This window comes from Deinococcus detaillensis (genome assembly GCF_007280555.1).
Taxonomy (GTDB): domain Bacteria; phylum Deinococcota; class Deinococci; order Deinococcales; family Deinococcaceae; genus Deinococcus; species Deinococcus detaillensis.
Genome location: NZ_VKDB01000014.1, coordinates 21,493 through 39,408, shown reverse-complemented (window position 1 = coordinate 39,408; position 17,916 = coordinate 21,493). Strand labels below are relative to the sequence as shown.

15 protein-coding genes are annotated in these 17,916 nt (G+C 60.1%); 7 read left to right on the top strand and 8 right to left on the bottom strand.

From position 1 onward, the window contains the following. Positions 1-94: 94 nt before the first annotated feature. The gene (gene pckA, locus FNU79_RS12395) at positions 95-1,705 is read right to left on the bottom strand and encodes a phosphoenolpyruvate carboxykinase (ATP) (RefSeq protein ID WP_143721145.1); all 1,611 of its coding nucleotides are present in this window, start codon (positions 1,703-1,705) and stop codon (positions 95-97) included. 252 nt (positions 1,706-1,957) lie between these two features. Here pckA and FNU79_RS12390 point away from each other — a divergent pair, with 252 nt between their 5' ends. From FNU79_RS12390 to FNU79_RS12370, 5 genes are all read left to right on the top strand, one after another. Next, positions 1,958-2,407 carry a GNAT family N-acetyltransferase gene (locus FNU79_RS12390; RefSeq protein ID WP_143721144.1) on the top strand — a complete coding sequence of 150 codons (450 nt, stop codon included), beginning with the start codon at positions 1,958-1,960 and terminating at the stop codon, positions 2,405-2,407. Positions 2,408-2,497: 90 nt separating this feature from the next. After that, positions 2,498-3,109: a hypothetical protein gene (locus tag FNU79_RS12385; RefSeq protein WP_143721143.1), complete on the top strand. Its 612-nt coding sequence runs from the start codon at positions 2,498-2,500 to the stop codon at positions 3,107-3,109. Between the two features lie 189 nt (positions 3,110-3,298). Next, positions 3,299-5,773: a leucine--tRNA ligase gene (gene leuS, locus FNU79_RS12380; protein ID WP_143721142.1), complete on the top strand. Its 2,475-nt coding sequence runs from the start codon at positions 3,299-3,301 to the stop codon at positions 5,771-5,773. Positions 5,774-5,896: 123 nt separating this feature from the next. Then, the gene (glpX, locus tag FNU79_RS12375) at positions 5,897-6,886 is read left to right on the top strand and encodes a class II fructose-bisphosphatase (protein WP_143721141.1); all 990 of its coding nucleotides are present in this window, start codon (positions 5,897-5,899) and stop codon (positions 6,884-6,886) included. Between the two features lie 64 nt (positions 6,887-6,950). After that, positions 6,951-7,283 (top strand): hypothetical protein, encoded by a 333-nt coding sequence (locus tag FNU79_RS12370; protein ID WP_143721140.1) that lies wholly within the window; start codon positions 6,951-6,953, stop codon positions 7,281-7,283. Between the two features lie 75 nt (positions 7,284-7,358). On the opposite strand, the gene FNU79_RS12365 is transcribed toward FNU79_RS12370, so the two are convergent. From FNU79_RS12365 to FNU79_RS12350, 4 genes are all read right to left on the bottom strand, one after another. Further along, complete coding sequence (locus FNU79_RS12365) at positions 7,359-7,913, bottom strand: hypothetical protein (protein WP_143721139.1); 555 nt, start codon at positions 7,911-7,913, stop codon at positions 7,359-7,361. 229 nt (positions 7,914-8,142) lie between these two features. Then, positions 8,143-9,648 (bottom strand): molybdopterin-dependent oxidoreductase, encoded by a 1,506-nt coding sequence (locus FNU79_RS12360; protein ID WP_143721138.1) that lies wholly within the window; start codon positions 9,646-9,648, stop codon positions 8,143-8,145. 112 nt (positions 9,649-9,760) lie between these two features. After that, a complete protein-coding gene (locus FNU79_RS12355) occupies positions 9,761-10,459 on the bottom strand; it encodes a DUF4397 domain-containing protein (protein WP_225430051.1) in 699 nt (232 codons plus the stop codon). Positions 10,460-10,751: 292 nt separating this feature from the next. Beyond that, positions 10,752-11,441, bottom strand: a complete 690-nt coding sequence (locus FNU79_RS12350; protein ID WP_225430050.1) for a DUF4397 domain-containing protein — start codon at positions 11,439-11,441, stop codon at positions 10,752-10,754. A gap of 175 nt (positions 11,442-11,616) precedes the next feature. Between FNU79_RS12350 and FNU79_RS12345 the strand changes: the two genes are divergently transcribed. Together FNU79_RS12345 and FNU79_RS12340 are read left to right on the top strand one after the other, a co-directional pair. Continuing rightward, complete coding sequence (locus FNU79_RS12345; RefSeq protein WP_143721137.1) at positions 11,617-12,339, top strand: alpha/beta fold hydrolase; 723 nt, start codon at positions 11,617-11,619, stop codon at positions 12,337-12,339. 46 nt (positions 12,340-12,385) lie between these two features. Then, positions 12,386-12,994 (top strand): DedA family protein, encoded by a 609-nt coding sequence (locus tag FNU79_RS12340; protein WP_143721136.1) that lies wholly within the window; start codon positions 12,386-12,388, stop codon positions 12,992-12,994. Between the two features lie 20 nt (positions 12,995-13,014). Here the strand turns inward: FNU79_RS12340 and fdhD are convergent, their stop codons facing one another. The 3 genes from fdhD to fdhF form a co-directional block, all read right to left on the bottom strand. Then, positions 13,015-13,809 carry a formate dehydrogenase accessory sulfurtransferase FdhD gene (fdhD, locus tag FNU79_RS12335; RefSeq protein WP_143721135.1) on the bottom strand — a complete coding sequence of 265 codons (795 nt, stop codon included), beginning with the start codon at positions 13,807-13,809 and terminating at the stop codon, positions 13,015-13,017. Positions 13,810-13,811: 2 nt separating this feature from the next. Further along, a complete protein-coding gene (locus tag FNU79_RS12330) occupies positions 13,812-14,393 on the bottom strand; it encodes a DUF1641 domain-containing protein (protein ID WP_143721134.1) in 582 nt (193 codons plus the stop codon). Positions 14,394-14,707: 314 nt separating this feature from the next. After that, entirely contained in the window at positions 14,708-17,896 is a 3,189-nt protein-coding gene (gene fdhF, locus FNU79_RS12325; protein ID WP_225430049.1) for a formate dehydrogenase subunit alpha, read from the bottom strand. Between the last annotated feature and the right edge of the window lie 20 nt (positions 17,897-17,916).

Here is a 17,916-nt window from a genome sequence, read left to right as displayed (position 1 = left end):
CCGTCAAGGGCCGGATTTGCTATCCTTAAAAAGTTGAGTGGGCCGCCCCGATTGGAAGGGCGGCCCGCTCGCTTTGATGTGTGGGGGAAATGTCTTAGCTGTGCTGCGGCATACTCGCCGTCACGGCTGCATCTGCGCCGCTCTCAAAGCGCCCAAAGTTGCTTCGGAACAGGCCCGCCAGCTTTTTGGCGGCCACGTCGTAGGCGTCCTGCTTGGCCCAGGTCTGGCGCGGGTTAAGAATCTCCGCCGGCACACCGCCGACTTGTTTGGGAATGGACAGCCCAAAAAACGGCTCAGTTTCAAACTCAGCCTGATCAAGCGAGCCGCTGAGGGCCGCCGAAATCAAGGCGCGGGTGTGCCGAATGCTAATGCGCTTTCCCGTGCCGTAGGCTCCGCCGCTCCAGCCGGTGTTGACCAGCCAGACCTTCGCGCCGCTTTGCTCGACCCTCCCCGCCAGCAGTTCGGCGTACTCTGCCGGATGGCGCGGCATAAACGGAGCCCCGAAGCACGCCGAAAATGTCGGTTCGGGCTCGGCGATTCCGTCTTCTGTGCCGGGAATCTTGGCGGTGAAGCCCGAAATAAAGTGGTACATCATCTGCTCGCGGGTCAGGCGCGACAGGGGCGGCAACACGCCGTAAGCGTCGGCGGTCAAAAACACCACATTTTTTGGTGTTCCGGCCATGCCTCCGGGCCAGTGGTTGGCGATCTGTTCAATCGGGTAGGCGCTGCGCGTGTTGTCGGTCAGCGAGTTGTCGGCGAGGTCTAGGGTGTGGTCGGGCCTCACCACCACATTTTCCAGCACCGTGCCGAAGGTATGGGTGGTGGCAAAAATCTCTGGCTCAGCCGCTGAGGACAAGTTGATGACTTTGGCGTAGCAGCCGCCCTCGAAGTTAAACACCCCGTCGTCTGTCCAGCCGTGCTCGTCGTCACCGATCAAATGGCGCTCCGGGTCGGCGCTGAGGGTGGTTTTGCCGGTGCCGGACAGCCCGAAAAAGAGGGCCACGTCTTCTGCTTTGCCCACATTGGCTGAGCAGTGCATCGGCATGACGCCCTGATCCGGCAGCAAAAAGTTCAGCACGCTGAAGATGCCTTTTTTGTTTTCTCCGGCGTACTGCGTTCCTGCCACCAGAATCATCTTCTTGGTGAAATCGACCAGAATGGCCGTTTCGCTCCGCACGCCGTCGGCCTCGCCGGCTGCTTTGAAACCGGGCAAGTTCAGGACGGTCCAGTCCGGCTCGAAGTCGGCTTTTTCCTCGGGGCTGGGCCGAACGAACATGTTGTGGACGAACAGCGAGTGATACGCCATCTCCTGCACGAAACGCACTGAGAGGCGGTGGCGGGCATCGGCTCCGGCGTAGAGGTCTTGAACGAACAGTTCGCGCTCGCCCGCGTACTCGCTCATTTTGGCCAGCAGCCGCTCAAAGATTTCGGGCGTCGTGGGGACATTGAAGCCGCCCCACCACACCGTTTGGCGGGTCAGGTCGTCTTCCACGATAAAGCGGTCTTTGGGGCTGCGGCCTGTTTTATCGGTGACGACGGCCAGCGGCCCGCCTTCAGTGATTTGGCCTTCGCCGAGCCGTAGGGCGTGCTGGTACAGTTCGGCTACGCTGGGATTGTGGTGGACGGTGGCGGCGGAAATACCCAACGGCGAGAGAACACTGCGCTGGGCATTTGGGTTGGCTGGAATGGAAGTGGGCACGGTCATGGGTGGCCCTCCTTGACGTTGTGTGACGGTGTTGCGTGACTCGGTTTCAACTTGGCAATTGCCAGATCTCAACAGCAGTCTGACCTGTGAAGCGCTTCCATTCCAAATGACTTCGTGTTACACATTTAGGAACAGTCTAGGTGGTGTTCATCTTTACCGGACAGTCTATTTTGAGTTGCCTCTGGGTGTTATGGATACACTAATTCGGCGAAAACGGCTGAAGCGCCTGAGCCGCCTTGCCATACTGCTGAGATGATTCGCCCATACCTGATCACCGACCACGCTGCCTGCCTTTCTCTTTTTGAAAGCAACCGTCCCAAGTATTTCCTTGCTTCCGAGCGGGTGGACTACGAGGCGTTTCTGGGCCGGGTAGAGTGCGAACAGCGGCCGTATTTCGTGCTGGAGCGCGGAGGTGAGGTCGTGGCCTGCGGCGGCGTCGGTTATGAGGTACATCCCAAGCTGGCTTATCTGAGTTGGGGCATGGTACGCGGCGATTTGCACGGCTGCGGCCTCGGCAGCGAACTCACCCGTTCGCGCTTGGATTGGCTGCGGCAGCACTGGCCCGAAGTGCAGCGCGTCAAGATTGACACCAGCCAGCACACTGAAGCCTTTTACGCCCGCTTCGGCTTTGTGGTGGTGGAACGAATCACAGACGGCTTTGGAGTCGGCCTGGACGAAGTGAAGATGGTGGCAGCACTTTGAGAATCCCCTTCTGTGAAAACGCCGAGGACACCCACAGAACGGTGCGGAGTCAGAAGACCGTTCGTAAACTTTTCTCTGTTACCCTCAGCTATGAAAATTTCTTCTTGCCTGTACCTTGGCGCGATTTCGCTGTTTGGTACAGCAGCGGCCCAAACGAATCAACAGGTCTTTATTAACGGCGTCGCCCTTCAGGCCACCACCAGCACCAAAAATGGCGAAACGTATTACCAGTTCAAGGCCAGTGACCTCAAACGCGCCGGGGCCATCACCGCTGGGGGCGTGAAGCCCAAGACCGACGCCATCAAGGGGTGCGTCGGCGACACCCTGTTTAACGGTGTGTACAGCGTTCAGCTCATCAAGGCCGGGGTGAGTGACGACCGATTTAGCGTCACCTTGAAGCTCAGCAACGCGTCCAAGCAGGAGCTTTCCAGTTTCTCAGTTTTCAATGCCACAAATGTCGTGGCGGCCACCGATACCAGCGCCATGACGTTCAACAATTTCGTGGGGGATCAGACTTCAGCCCTGCTTCCCGGCACGTCCACGACGTTCCAGGCGGTAACAGGCGGTGAGGGCGGGGCGACCAAGTGGACACGGCTGCTGATCCGGCCCGGCTCTGACGCGATCAAGTACTTGCAGCAACAGAAGTATCCGCTGGCGAAAATCTACAATATGGAGTTTAACCTGACATGCACCAAGAAATAGCGCCCGGCTTCTTGCTCCTCTTGCCTGCGCTGTATTACACTGTCTCTATGATCCGCTCTGCGCTTATCACCGGAGGCCGCCGCGACGAGTTGAATTAAACTTGCTTCGCCCTGCCTCCGGCTTTGGTTTGCGCCGGAGCTTTTTTTTGCTTTCATCCCTTCCCACTGGCCACACACAGGAGTGCCCCTCATGACCGACACCCAGCCCCAACCGATCAACATCACCGAACCCCGCAGCGAGCGCTACAACCCGCACGCCATAGAAACCAAGTGGCAACAGCGCTGGGCCGAGGCGGGCCTGTACACCTTCGATCCTGAAGCGGCAGGCGAAAAGTTCTATGCCCTGACCATGTTCCCCTATCCCAGCGGCAATTTGCACATCGGCCACTGGTACGCCTACTGCGTGCCGGACGCCCGCGCCCGTTTTATGCGGATGAACGGAAAAAACGTGCTGTTTCCGATGGGCTTTGATTCGTTCGGCTTGCCCGCCGAAAACGCCGCCATCAAAAACAATGTCGACCCGCGCCAGTGGACGTATTCCAACATCGAATACATGACCGGCCAGTTTCAGCGGATGGGCACCATGATCGATTGGAGCCGCAAATTCGCCACTTCCGACCCGGAGTATTACCGCTGGAATCAGTGGTTTTTTGCTGAGATGTTCAAGCGCGGACTGGCGTATAAGAAGGGCGGCCTGGTCAATTGGTGCCCCAAAGATCAGACGGTACTGGCCAACGAGCAGGTCGTGGGAGGCAAGTGCGAGCGCTGCGGCACTCAGGTCGAGCGGCGCAACTTGAGCCAGTGGTATTTGAAAATTACCGACTACGCCGACGAACTGCTGGACTTTGGCGGCACCGACATGCCCGAACGGGTTCGCGCCATGCAAACCCACTGGATCGGCAAGTCGGTGGGCGCAGAAGTGGTGTTCGACATGCCCGCAGGCTTGGAAACCGTCTTCACCACCCGCCCCGACACCTTGATGGGCGCGACCTTCTTGGTGTTGTCCCCCGAACATGCCAAAGTCGCAGAGCTGACTACCCCTGACCAAGCCGAGACGGTCAAGGCCTACTTGGAAGTGGCAGGCGGCAAAACCGATGTGGAGCGCCAGCAGAGCACTGACAAAACCGGAGTATTTACCGGCAGCTTTGCCACCCACCCGATTGGCGGGCATCAGATTCCGATCTGGGTGGCCGATTACGTGCTGGTCAGCTACGGCACCGGCAGCATCATGGCCGTGCCTGCCCACGACGAGCGCGATTTTGAGTTTGCCAAAAAGTTTGGCTTGGACATCGTGGAAGTCATTCGGCCCGAAGGCGGTGAGCCTCTGGACGTCACCGGCAACGAGGCGTACAGCGGCGAAGGCTTGATCGTCAACAGCGGAGAATTTGACGGCTTGACTGGCGGCAAAGCCAGTATCGAAACCATCATCGGCAAGCTGGAGGAGCGCGGCATTGCCAAAGCCAAAACCACTTTCCGCCTGCGTGACTGGCTGGTCAGCCGCCAGCGGTACTGGGGCACGCCGATTCCGATTGTCTATTGCCCCGAGCACGGCGCTCAGGCGGTTCCGGCGGATCAGTTGCCCGTGTTGCTGCCCGACAATGTTCACTTCACGCCGACGGGTCAGAGTCCGCTGAAACAAGACGCCGAGTTCCGCAAGGCGACTTGCCCGGTGTGTGGCGGCCCCGCCGAGCGCGACACCGACACCATGGACACCTTCGTCGATTCCAGTTGGTATATGTACCGCTTCACCTCGCCGCACTTTGACGAAGGCCCCTGGAACCCAGCTTTGGCCGACAAGTTGATGCCGATTGACTTGTATACCGGCGGCATCGAACATGCCATTTTGCACCTCTTGTACAGCCGCTTCTGGACGAAAGTGGCCCGCGACATGAACTTGACCACCATCTCCGAGCCGTTCAAGGTGCTGCGAAATCAGGGCATCATCTTGGGGCCGGACAACGAAAAAATGTCCAAGAGCCGGGGCAATGTGATCGACCCTGACGACTTGGTGCGCGAATACGGCGCGGATGTGGTCAGGACTTACTTGGCGTTTATTGCGCCCTGGGAAGTCGGCGGCCCCTGGGATCCCAGCGGCATCAATGGCCCCGCCAAGTGGTTGGGCCGCGTCTGGTCGCTGTATTTTGACGCGATCAGCGGCCCCGCCGAGAACGTGAGCGAGGGTGATTTGCGCTACGCCGTTCACAGCACCTTGAAAAAAATCACCGGCGACTTCGAGCGCCTGAGCTTCAACACCATCGTGGCCTCGTTGATGGAACTGACCAATACCTTGGTGAAGGCCAAGCGCTCGCCCGTGGCCCACACGCCCGCTTGGGACGAAGCCCTGAACCTGTTTAACTTGATGTTGGCTCCGCTGGTGCCGCACATTGCCGAAGAAATCTGGCGTGAACGGGGCAACGCCCAGAGCGTTCACTTGCAAACTTGGCCCGCTGTAGACGAAACGGCAGCCGTGCGCGACAGTATCGTCATCGGCGTGCAGGTCAGCGGTAAAGTGCGCGGCGAAGTGGAGATTTCTAAGACGGCCACCCAGGAAGAAGCTGTCGCCGCCGCCCGCGCCAACCCAGATGTCGCCAAGCACTTGGAAGGCAAGCAGTTGGTCAAAGAAGTGTATGTGGCGGGGCGGATTATCAACATCGTGGTTCGCTGAAGTTAAAGAGCCGCCTGACTTGGAGTGGGCGGCTTTTTGTTGAGTGAAGGCCTATTTTTCTGAGGCTAAATATGGAAGCGCTCCCATTTCTTAGCCGTCTAAGGTTATGTTACGGTGTGAGGCATGACACCCCTCCGCCGAAAGTCTGACTTAGAACATGCCCTCGTCCTCGAAACTGCCCGCGTCACCGAAGCGGCGGCGTTGGCGGCGAGCCGCTTTGTCGGGATGGGCGACAAAAACGCCGTGGACGGCGCGGGCACCGAGGCCATGCGCGACGTGCTGAACGAAATGGACATTCAGGGCGAAGTGGTGATCGGCGAAGGGGAAATGGACGAAGCCCCGATGCTGTATATCGGCGAAATATTGGGCAGCGGCCACTATCAGGTGGACATCGCGGTTGACCCAGTGGAAGGCACCGAAGTGACCGCCAAAGGCTTGCCCAACGGCCTGGCCGTGATTGCGCTGAGCGAAAAGGGCGGGCTGATGCAGGCTCCCGACTGCTACATGGAAAAGCTGGTGGTACCGCCGCCTGCGGCTGGCCGCGTTCACCTCGACTGGCCGGTAGAAGCCAATATTGCCGCGCTGGCCCAAGCGCTCAGCCGCAAACCTGGCGACTTGCTGATCAGCATCCTTGACCGTGAGCGCCACACCGACCTGATCGCGCGGGTGCGGCAGTCGGGCGCAAGAGTCAATTTGATTGCTGACGGCGACGTGATCGCCAGCCTCGCGGTGGGCGTGCGCGGCACCGGCATTCACGCGCTGATGGGATCGGGCGGCGCACCCGAAGGCGTCATCACGGCGGCGGCCATGAAGTGCCTCGGCGCAGAGATTCAGGGCCGCTTGATCGCCGAAAACGAGGAGCAGCGGGAGCGCTTCAAATTGATGGGCGTCGAGGAAGGGCGGGTCTACAAAACTGATGAACTCGCCCCCGGCAAACAGATCGTCTTTTCCGGTACCGGCATCACGCACGGCGAACTGCTCAGCGGCGTGCGGCGCTTCGGCGGTGGAGCGCGGACGCATACGCTGGTGATGGGGTACGCCACCCGCGTGGTGCGTTTCATCGACTCCATTCACTTGGAAGACGACGGCGCACGCGTCACGGTGCGGGTCTAAAGTCAGGAGCGCCAACCCCCATTGGGTGTGCAGTTTCATTTCAGCTTTTCACTAGAATTGGCTCATGAATGCGACTGCTGAAAGTATCCGGGCTGGCTTCCGTTTGGTGTCCGGCCTGCTGATACTGATTATCGCCATCAATCTCCTGAGAGTCATCACCAATACCCTGAGTTACGGCGGCTTTAGTTTCGGCTTGCTGCTGAGCTTTGCCCTGCTGGCGGGCCTGTGCTGGGCAGTTTACAACGGCAAAATCTGGGCGCGGGTGGTCTTGGCGTTGCTGCTGCTGCTCAACGCGGTGAGCGCACTAATCGGCGCTCTGCAACTTCTGAGCGCCCTGAGTTTGTTTGTCATTCCGCAAGTCAATGCTTATTTCGAATATGCGGCGGCTCAATCTTAAGCAGCTCAATCCCAACGAAAAACCGCAAGCCTTTGAGAAGCGCTTGCGGTTTTTTGGATGTTATTTGTTTATTGCTTAGTTAACGAATTGTCCGCCGTGACGATCAGCGGTAGCTTTGAGCGCGTCCATCGGCACCGAATCTTCAACGGCGATAGCGCGGCCACCGGCGTCCATGGTGCTGCTCATTTGGGTGTAGTGCTCGTCGCTGACATGGTAGTTGTCGTCGTACATTCTGCCGCCGGTTTCGTCAACGCCCGCCGCGCCGCCGATAGCTCCCACGCCTGCACCGACGCCCGAACCCAGCGCCGCCATGCCCAAAATAACCGGCAACGCGAGGCCGCCCGTCGCTACGGTGGTGGCGGTGGCGATGACGCCCGCGACTGCGCCCGCGATCAAACCGACGCCGGTGCCTTTGACTGCGCCTTCGCCCGCGTCCTCAGGCGTGCCGCCAGCGTCCAGCGTGGGGTCGGTGATGCCGGTCAGGGGCGCAGTGCTGGCAGCCGAGTTGGTCATGCTGCTGGTGCGGTTGACCGAAGTCTGGCCCATTTCCGGCTGAATCAGGTTCTGAGAACGGAGGTCGGCCACGAAGGCGTCGGCTTGTGCAACGGCAGGGAAAATTAGATGTTTCATGGCTTACAGTTTGCGGTGCGCCGAGACGCCACTGATGAGAGAAGTATCAAGTTTTGGGGGTTTGTACTGCTTTGCTGTTCATTCTTCTTAAGTCTTTTGGGGGAAGAGCACGTTTATGAATTTCTTAAAAGCGGAGGCTCACGCCATACAAATGAAGGCCCACTTTTTCTCTGTTTTGCCGATTCGATTCATTTTGTGAAAAATTTCAACTTTACAATGAACGCACTGTTCAACTTACCTTCACTTCAAAGCGGTGGTAGCCGGTCGCACCTTCGGGCAGGGCGTCTTTGTCTGCTTTTTTCTGAACAGTGTCGCCTGAGTAAGCCCGTACCGTCAGAGTGTATTGGCCCGCTTCCGGCGTCCAGGCCAGTTGCCAGGGTGTCCAGGCATAGATGCTGCGCGGTCTGACGAGTTCAGCTTCGCGCCAGGTCTTTTCGCCGTCGGTGCTGACTTCCACTTTGGTGATCGGCTGGCTGAAAAAGGCCACGCCCCGAATAAAAGTCTGCCGACCTGCTTTGACGACTGGGTCAATTTCTGGCGGCTGGTCGATGCGGCTCATCAGTTCCACCCGCGCCGCCTTCGACCAATCTCGCTTGACCCAGTACCCCGGCTGATCTTCGGCGCTCAGCGTAATGTTGGTGATCCACCTCGGCTGCTTCATGCCGTACCGGCCGGGAATCAGCACCCGCAGCGGGAAGCCGTGCTTGGCATTGAGCGCTTCGCCGTTGAGCTGCGTGATGAGCAGGTTTTCGGGGTCGAGCGCTTCGCCCAGCGGCAACGACTCGGTGTAGCCGTCGGCGGCCTTCCACAGCACGAAGCGGGCTTCTTTCTGGATACCCACGTCGCGCAGCAAGTCGGTGAGCCGGAAGCCGCCCCAGATTCCGTTGGAGATTAGCGGCCCGCCGACGGGGTTGGAGATACACGACAAGGTGCGCTCGCTGGTCACGGGCGCGAACTGCTTGAGATCGGCCAAACGGTAAGTCTTGGGCCTCTGTACCAATCCGCTTACTGTCAAGCTCCACTTTTCAGCGCTCAGGCGCGGGTCGAAGGCTTCTAGGTTTTTGGAGACGTAGTAAAACTGCTCCACCGGCGTCACGCCAAACGGCAGCGGCTCACCCGGCACGGGAGCGGCAGCGGTGGTGTCTGCGCTGCCCTGCTTGAGCAGAGCGCTGAGGCCCCCCCCCGCCACCACTGCCCCTCCAGCTGCAAGGCCCAGCGTCGTCAGGCGGCGGGTCGTGTCGGTAGGAGTGGTCACGCCCTGCGGCCGTAGTCCGCCCGGCCCAAATGTCAGCAACCGGTTCACGCCTTCCAGCAGTGCCCAGAACACCAGTCCGTAGAGCAGCGGCAGCCACCAGCCCAGCGAACCCAGCCCAACGATGCAAAGCAGCGCCAGCATTCCGGCGGCGGCCCACGGCACGCTCACCGCGCCCAGTAAGCTCAAACCGCCCAGCCACAGCACCGCCACCCCGCTGAAGGCCAGCAATTTGGCGTCTTGGCCGAGGCCCAACAGCTTGTGCAGAAACTGAAACACGGCGGGCACGCCCAGCGCCTGCGTCAGCACGCCGAATAAGGTGATCGGCGGATAAGCCAGACCCGCCCAGACCAGTGCCGCGTAGCCGATCACGCTCAGCAGCACGGCGGCGATCCACGCTCTCAAAAGTCGCCACCAAAAATGTTGCGCTGGGGCATTCTTGTTTTGTTTTCCATTTTGAAGATCGGACTCAGGCTTTGACATGGGCTGGTTTCTCCTCCTTTCTAAAAAATTTGGGTCAATTCAAAAAAGACGCGCAGCTCAGGAAGCCACGCGCCTAAATGATCGATCAAACTGAGTTCAGTTGGGAAGCGGCTTACTTCTTGCCCATACTGCCCATTTCCAGCTTGTCTTCGGCCACGATCACGTCAAAGTTCTTGTTCTTGAGGGTGCCCACCGCGAACAAGCTGTAGGTTTTGCCGCCTGCCACGCTGATGCCCGAGATGTTCTTGACCACGGGTGACATTTTGCCGAAAGGCACGATGTCGAGGTTGACGCCCATCGGGTTGACCAGCAGGGTGCGGTCATAGCCGTACTTGAGGGGGGTCTTGAACAGGCCAGCTTTGTTCATGTCCACCGCGATGGCCTGCACTGCAGGAGCGTCGGGGGCGAGGTGGTAGACGGTGATTTCGGCTTTGCCTTTGTTCTTGTTCAGGCCGCTGGTGTAGAAAATGATCGGCGTGACTTTCTTGAGGTAGCCCGACGCCGCGACGGTATAGTAGACGCCCGCTTTGAGGTTGACGCTGCCGCTGAAGACCACCGCTTTCATGTTGCCGGCTGCCGTGATCATGACTTTGTGCATTCCGGCGGGGACTTCGCCGTAGGCGGTCACGGCTTTGAAAGGCGCATTGGAAACGGTGCGGGTGCCGTCCACGTAGACGTCCACGGCGGGCGCGTCCGAGACGGCGTGAACGACGCGCACGTAGGCGTCTTTCATGCCCATGTTCTGGGCGGAGGCGGAAACGCTGAGGGTAAGGGCGGCGGCGATCATGGCGGTCATTTTGGATTTCATCATCTTGTACTCTCCTTGGTCTTGCTGCTTGAACGTATCTTGCTGCTTCAATGAGTTGTATGCCAAAGAGACCGTGTTCAGATGTTGGATGACCTGCTTTTAGTCTTTATACAAACTTTAGAGTGGTTCACAAAGCTGGCGATGCCAAAACCAAAAGCGGCAACTGGGTCAAGACGAGTAATAACAGCGTGCGAAGAACGGCGGATCAGACTTTCCCGCTCGCCTTTCCGCCGTCCTTTCTTTTTTATAGGTTCGCCCTGAACTCAATCAGCGGCTGAACTTTTTTGAATAATCTTTATTTACCGCCCATGCTGCCCATCTCCAGCTTGTCTTCGGTGGCCACCACGTCAAAGCTTTTGCCGGCCAGAGTGCCGAGCGCAAACAGGCTGTAGGTTTTGCCGCCCGCGATGCTCAGGCCAGTCACGTTTTTGACCACCGGCTGGGTTGCGCCGAACGGCACGATATTGAGGTTGACGGCCATCGGGGGGACATTCAGCGTTCCCATGTTGCCGTAGGCGAGACCTTTGGGCAGCAGCGCCGTGTTGTTCATGTCGACGGCCAGTGCCTGCACGCGGGGGCCGTCGGGCGAGAGGTGGTAGACATTGACTTGCGCTTTGCCCGGATCGGTGTTGAGCGAAGTGGCCGTAAAGATTTTCGGCTTGAGGTTGGCGAGGTAGCCGACGGCCGCGACGGTGTAGTACGTGCCTGCGGTGAGATCGACCTTGCCGTCGAAGACGACGGTGTTGGCGTCGCCAGCCACCGTGATTTTGACGGTGTGGCTGCCTGCAGGGACGTTGCCGTACGGTGTGACGGCCTTGAAGGGCGCGTTGGAGACGGTTTTGGTGCCGTCCACGTAGACGTCCACAGCGGGTGCGTCGGCCACGGCGTGAACAACGCGCACGTAAGCGTCGGTCATTTGCGCGGAAGCGGAAACGCTGAGCGTCAGGGCGGCGGCGATCAATGCGGTCATCTTGGATTTCATCATGTTGGACTCTCCTTGCCTTGCAGGAACTCTGGAATTGAGCGGGTTTACTTGTGGAGCTTTGGTGGTTTGTTCCTCATGAAGTTGTATGGTCCAAGCACACTACCCGGATGTCTGAAGTGATGCTTTTAAACCTTTACCCAAACTTTATATACGGCAAGTGCAGCGCAGAAGCGCCATGCTGATAGCCATGACACCGCTCAAACTGCAAAACTTAAAATTGATCTTGCTGCTTTCATCGTCGCTGACCCTGGCGGCCTGCGCTCCCGCTGCCCAGCAGCAAACCGCCGTTATCAGTTCTACGCAGTCGGTCACCCTCAACAACGCCGTGACCGTGCCTGCTGTGGGCGAGCGCAAAGCCACTTTGATCTACTATTCCGGCGGCAAAGTCAAACCGGAGGCTTACCGCTGGCTGGGTGAGGCGCTGGCTCCTTCGGGCATTCAAACCGTGATCGTGGGCTTTCCGCAGGACTTGGCCTTTTTTGCGCCCACCCGCGCCGACGAAGTGCTGGCCGCGCTGCCCTCCAGCGAGCCGGTCTTTCTGGCAGGCCACAGCCTCGGCGGCGTGACGGCGGCGCAGTACTTGGAGAGCCATCAGGGGCGTATCTCCGGTTTGATTTTGATGGGTTCGTATCCTGCCGACAACGTGACTCTGCGCAGCCAGAAACTGCGGGTGCTGGACTTGCTGGCTGAAAACGACGGACTCAGTTTGCCCGCCAAGGTGGAAGACGGCCTCAAACGCTTGCCTGCAGACACCCAACTGGTGCGCTTGCCCGGAGCCGTCCACGCCTTCTTTGGCCGCTACGGTGCTCAGGCGGGCGACGGCACGCCCACCGCCAGCCGCGAAGACACCGAAGGGCGAATTGTGACGGCGGTGCGCAGCTTCATTTTGGGTCAGTAGGATTCGGCGCTGAGCGCTCCGCATCTCCTGCCCATCTGCTTGCTTTATGCTCTGGCAAGTGTTGGCTTGGCTCGATTCTCTTAACCCTTTTTGGCTGCACTTTTCCAGCTTTACGCTGATGTTTTTGGAAGGCATGGGCATTCCGGGCATTCCGGGTTTCTTGCCGATGCTGGCTTTGTCCGAGTCTATTCACGCCGGACAGACCACGCTCTGGGAAGCGCTGCTGTCGGGCACGTTGGGCAACTGGCTGGGAAGCTTGGCAGGTTACCGCCTGGCCGCCTCGCTACTGACGCGCCTGCCCCTGAGCTGGCAGCGCCTCGCCCACAGCCGCCGGACGGCCCGCTTGATGAACCGTTACGGCGGCCTCCTGGTGGTGGTCAGCCGCACCATCGGTTCGCTCAGAACGCCGGTGACGCTTTATGCCGGAGCCTCACACTACGCTTGGCCTGCTTACTTGGCTTTCAGTGCGCTGGGCGCGGCGCTGCACGTCGGCGTATGGCAAACCCTGATCTGGCGATTCGGCCCGAGCATTCTGGAGCAGTTCGAGCGGCTGCAAGGCCAGGCTTTGCCGTATTTGATCGGCGCGGTAGTGGTAGTGGCGGGCGTGGTGTGGTGGCGGCACAAGCATAAAGCGCCGGAAGAAATCGAGATTTAGCGTGGGGCAATCAACCCGCGCTAAATCTTTTGCACCCGCTCCCCACCCGCATACACATTGAAGCGCTCCCCGCGCACGAAGCCCAGCAAGCTCAAGTTCAGCGCGGCGGCGGTGTCGGCGGCGAGGCTGCTGGCCGCTCCCACCGTGACCACCACGGCCACGCCAGCCAGCGCCGCTTTCTGCACGATTTCGAAGCCTGCCCGGCTGCTGGTGACCAAAATGCGGTTGGACAGAGGCAACTCGCCGCGCAGGGCCGCCCAGCCCACCACCTTGTCGGTGGCGTTGTGGCGGCCCACATCCTCGTAAGCGCACAGCAGTTCGCCTCCCGCACTAAAAAGGCCCGCTGCGTGCAGGCCGCCGGTGGCGTTAAAGCCGGTCTGGGCCGCTCGGAGGCGTTCCGGTAAGTCCAAAATCAGTTGGGGGCTCAGCGGCGGCGCGGTCCAAATGACTGGCTCAGCCCGAATGCTCAGCCGCTCCACGCTGCCCGACCCGCATACGCCGCACGCCGCCGAAGTCAAGCTTGCCCGCGCCGCGCCGCGCAGCCGCCCCACGTCGCCCTTCAGAGCGACCACATTGGGGGTGTCTGGGTTGAGTTCCAGCGCGTCCACCGCGTCCAGCAGCCCCTCGGCCCACAGCCAACCCGTCACCAACTCGCGGTCATGGCCGGGCGTCCTCATCATCAAGCTGAGGGTGAACGCCGGATCAGCGTCAACGCGCAGTTCCAGCGGCTCCTCGATAGCCAGCACGTCGGTCAGGGCATTGAACTCGGCGTTTCGGTACGCCTTAACCGGATAGTGGGCGGTCTGGTTCGGCACAGTTACTTGCTGGCAACCGGCTTGCTGCGAACGGGCTTGGTTGGGCGCTTGGGCGCGTTGGGCGTCGGCTGAATTTGGTCGTGGCGGTCGAACTCGCCCTGATTCGGCGTGTTGATGGTGTCGCCCCGCGCTTCTCTGAGCGCTCTGCCCGCGCCCTTGAGCAGGCCGAACACTGCGCCCAGCGCCAGTTGCACGTCTTTGTCATTCAGGAGCTTGAGCAGGTCGGTCAGGCCCACGCCTTTGCCCTGCGCCACGCTGCGAGCGCCTTCGTTGACCCCAGCATTGAGTACAGCGCCGAGCTGGCCCACCGCTTGCGGATCGAGCGATCCCAGCGTCTTACCGAGTTCGGTGACGTTGCGAATGGCTTTGAGGCTGCCCTCATCGCTGAGCGTGTGAAAGATGGCGGACGTCAGGCCCTCGCCGCCGCGCACCAATTTACTCAGCACGTCCAGCACGCCCGCTTCGTGCAGCTCACGCAGCAATTTGAGCGACTCGATGCGGGCCTCGGCGCTCTCGAACTCGGCGTCGGCGTAGTGTTCTTGTGGAGTCTTGGGTTTGGGAGTGTACTGGATGTATTTGGCCATGTTGGGGTTTACCTCAGTGGGGGATGGAGGGGCAATCGCTTTGCGCACTTCACCCCCTCCCAGCCTCCCCCCTCAAGGGGAGGAGCTAACAACTGACAGTGAATCCCTTCTTTTCCTCTCCCTCTTCAGGGGGGAGATGTCCCGTAGGGACAGAGGGGGTGGTAAGCAACGCGAACTTGTCCTACGCTCTAGAGCATTTGTCGTAAAAGTTTCAAGACTTTTATGACCGAGCGGAGCGAGCGAAATATGTGCTAGAGCAGATGGGAGTGGAATTGGTGGGGTGGTTTTCCACAACAATGAAACGGACAAATGCTCTAGTCGTCCCCTCCCAGCCGGTCTGCCCGTGCATTCAAACTGTCGCCCACCAAAGGCAAGCTGCTGCCGGGAAAAGCGTAATCGGGCCGCGCCCACTTGCGCTGAACTTCCACGCCCTTTTGTGGGGTGGCTTTGTGGTAACGGTGGTTACTCTTGGGCAGCGGCGTGGCACAGTCCTCGCCCAACACTTCCATTCGCACCGAGGTGTCTTTGTAGGCGGGCGTGTTGGTGTTGGTGTCTTTGTTGGCTCCGGTCAGGCGGTTGACCGCGTCCACGGCACTACGGATATTGAGCGGCACGTACACTTCCTTGCCTTTTACCCGGTCCGTCACCAGCGCCCGCAGCCGCACCGCGCCCACGCTGGACACCAGCCGCACGGCGCTGCCGTCCTTGATCCCGCGCTCGGCGGCCAGTTCGGGGCTGACTTCCACAAAGCCGTCCGGTACCTGCGCGGCAATCCCAGGCACGTGAAAGGTCATGTTGCCTTCGTGGAAGTGCTCCAGCATCCGGCCAGTGTTGAGGTGCAAATCATAGTCCTCAGTTGGGGCGTGGACACGCGGCTGATACACCGCCGGATAAAGAATTGCCTTGCCGTCTTCACTGTGAAACTTGTCGGTGTACAGCAGTGGGGTGTCGCTGCCGTCGGCGTTGACCGGCCAGCACAGCGTCTTGTAGCCTTCCAAGCGCTCGTAAGTCACGCCCGCGAACAGTTCGGTCAGCGAAGCGGCTTCCAGCATGATCTCGCCGGGGTGCGAGTAGTTCCAGTTAGCGCCAAGGCGGTTGGCGACCATCTGCAAGATTTCCCAATCGGGCAAGCTGTTTTCATACGGCTCAATCGCCTGATACAGCCGCTGAATCCGGCGCTCGGTGTTGGTGAAGGTGCCGTCTTTTTCCAGCGCGGGCGAGGCGGGCAGCACCACGTCGGCAAACTTGGCGGTGTCGGACATGGTGACGTCTTGCACCACCATGAAGCTCAGCTGCTCAAACGCCTCCTGCGCGTGGTTGGTGTTGGCGTCGGTCAGACCCATTTCCTCGCCGTTGAGATACAGAAAGTGCAGCCGCCCGTCGAGCATGGCGTCAATCATCTGGGTGTTGTCGAGTCCCTTCTCGCGGCTGAGTTTGACGCCCCACCCGGCTTCCCACTTGGCCATGATTTCGGGCTTGCTGATCTTCTCGTAACCCGGCAGCATGCTGGGCATCGCGCCGAAGTCGCTGGCTCCCTGCACGTTGTTGTGGCCGCGCAGCGGGTAAGCGCCGGTGCCGGGCCGCATGTAGTTGCCGGTGACCAGCAGCAGATTGGCAATCGCCGTGCTGGTTTCCGAGCCGCCCATCTGCTGCGTGACGCCCATCGCCCAGCAGATGCACACGCCGCCGTCCTGGGTCTGGTCAGACGCTTCGACCAATAGGTCAGCCAACTGCATGAGGGTGTCCTGACTCAGCCCGGTTTCGGCTTCGGCAAACTCCAGCGTGAAGTCTTTGAGGCTTTCACGGTAATCGTCCAGCCCGTTGACATGCTGATCGAGGAAAGCCTGCGCAGCCCGCCCAGTGTCCAGAATGTGTTTGCTCAGCGCCGAGAGCCACACGAAATCGGTGCCGGCTTCCGGCTGAATAAACACGTCGGCCCGCTCGGCCAGTTCGTGCCGGCGCAAATCGGCCACGATGAGTTTCTGGCCGTGCAATTTGTGGGCGCGTTTGATGCGGGTTGCCAGCACCGGGTGGCTCTCGGTGGTGTTGCTGCCCACCGTCATGACCAGCCGCGCCACTTCCAAGTCCTTGATGGTGCCGCTGTCGCCGCCGTAGCCCACCGTGCGCCACAGGCCCTGCGTGGCGGGCGACTGGCAGTAGCGCGAGCAGTTGTCTACGTTGTTGGTGCCGATCACGGCGCGGGCCAGCTTCTGCACCAGGTAGGCTTCCTCGTTGGTGGCTTTGCTGGACGCCACGAACGCCAGCGCGTCGGGGCCGTGCTGGGCCTTGATTTCGTTCATCCGCCAAGCGATCAAATCGAGCGCTTCGTCCCAGGTGGCTTCGCGGAAATAAGCCCCGTCTGCGCCGTGCTCGCGGATCAGCGGGGTCTTGAGGCGCTCGGGGCTGTTGGTGTAGTCCCAGCCGAACTTGCCCTTGATGCAGGTCGAGACTCCGTTGGCGTGCCCGTGCAGCGGCTCTACTTTGAGAATCTGGCGGTCTTTGGTCCAGACGTCGAACGAGCAGCCGACTCCGCAGTAAGTACACACGGTTTTGGTGCGGTTGACGTAGCCTTCGCGAACTGCCGACTCGATTTCCGAAACCTTGAAAATCGGTCCGTAGCCGGTGCTGCTCTCGCTGCCCTTGACCACACCCACCGCCGCGTCGAAGACGGTCAGCGGAATGCCGGTGAAGACGCCCGCTTGATGCACCATCGAGGTTTCCATCAGCGCGTTGCAGGGGCACACCGACACGCAGTGGCCGCAGCTCACGCAGCTCGAATCGCCAATCGGTTTGCCGCCGTCCCACAGCACGCGGGGATTGTCGTCTTCCCAGTTGATGCTCAGCGTCTCGTTGACTTGCAGGTTCTGACAGGCTTCCACACAGCGCCCGCACAAGATGCACTGGTCGGGGTCGTATCGGTAAAAGGGATTGCTCCAGTCTTGTTCGTACGGCTTGGGCTGGTAAGGCCGGGCCTGATGTTCGATGTCCAGCAACTCCACGGTGTTGTGAACGGTGCAGTTGCCGTTGTTGTTGTCGCAGATGGTGCAGTAGAGGTCGTGGTTGGCCAGAATTCTGTCCATGCCTTCGCGCTGGGCGGCTCTGGCGGCGTTTGTTTGGGTACGGACGGTGAGGCCCTCACTAACGGGGGTGGCGCAGGCGCGGGCCAGTTGGCCGTCGACTTCCACGATGCAGGTGTCGCACGTTTGAATGCTGCCGAGTTGCGGATGGTAGCAGACCTGCGCCACCTCGATCTGAGCGCGGTTGATGGCGTCGATCAGCAGCTCGCCGGCCTGACCGATAAAGGTTCCGCCATCAATCTTGAGGCTGACTGCTGCGTTGTTTTTAGGGGAGCCGCCTCTGATCGGGCCGGCGTCAGGTTGACCTGCTGTGCCGTAAAAGTGCGGCAATGGCGTTTCTCCGCTGTGCATATCGCTCTTGGTCTGCAGGCCGCCTTCGTCTACCGCGCCCTGAATTACGTTGTCCCTGCGAATTTTTTCGGTCATGTGGCTCCTCTGATCGCACT

Excerpts from the sequence above, each read along its gene's own strand:
- FNU79_RS12365 (WP_143721139.1), bottom strand. The coding sequence starts at position 7,913 with ATGAAACATCTAATTTTCCCTGCCGTTGCACAAGCCGACGCCTTCGTG.
- pckA (WP_143721145.1), bottom strand. The coding sequence starts at position 1,705 with ATGACCGTGCCCACTTCCATTCCAGCCAACCCAAATGCCCAGCGCAGT.
- FNU79_RS12385 (WP_143721143.1), top strand. The coding sequence starts at position 2,498 with ATGAAAATTTCTTCTTGCCTGTACCTTGGCGCGATTTCGCTGTTTGGT.
- FNU79_RS12350 (WP_225430050.1), bottom strand. The coding sequence starts at position 11,441 with ATGATGAAATCCAAGATGACCGCATTGATCGCCGCCGCCCTGACGCTC.
- FNU79_RS12360 (WP_143721138.1), bottom strand. The coding sequence starts at position 9,648 with ATGTCAAAGCCTGAGTCCGATCTTCAAAATGGAAAACAAAACAAGAAT.
- FNU79_RS12340 (WP_143721136.1), top strand. The coding sequence starts at position 12,386 with ATGCTCTGGCAAGTGTTGGCTTGGCTCGATTCTCTTAACCCTTTTTGG.
- fdhF (WP_225430049.1), bottom strand. The coding sequence starts at position 17,896 with ATGACCGAAAAAATTCGCAGGGACAACGTAATTCAGGGCGCGGTAGAC.
- FNU79_RS12390 (WP_143721144.1), top strand. The coding sequence starts at position 1,958 with ATGATTCGCCCATACCTGATCACCGACCACGCTGCCTGCCTTTCTCTT.
- FNU79_RS12345 (WP_143721137.1), top strand. The coding sequence starts at position 11,617 with ATGCTGATAGCCATGACACCGCTCAAACTGCAAAACTTAAAATTGATC.
- FNU79_RS12370 (WP_143721140.1), top strand. The coding sequence starts at position 6,951 with ATGAATGCGACTGCTGAAAGTATCCGGGCTGGCTTCCGTTTGGTGTCC.
- glpX (WP_143721141.1), top strand. The coding sequence starts at position 5,897 with ATGACACCCCTCCGCCGAAAGTCTGACTTAGAACATGCCCTCGTCCTC.
- FNU79_RS12355 (WP_225430051.1), bottom strand. The coding sequence starts at position 10,459 with ATGATGAAATCCAAAATGACCGCCATGATCGCCGCCGCCCTTACCCTC.
- leuS (WP_143721142.1), top strand. The coding sequence starts at position 3,299 with ATGACCGACACCCAGCCCCAACCGATCAACATCACCGAACCCCGCAGC.
- FNU79_RS12330 (WP_143721134.1), bottom strand. The coding sequence starts at position 14,393 with ATGGCCAAATACATCCAGTACACTCCCAAACCCAAGACTCCACAAGAA.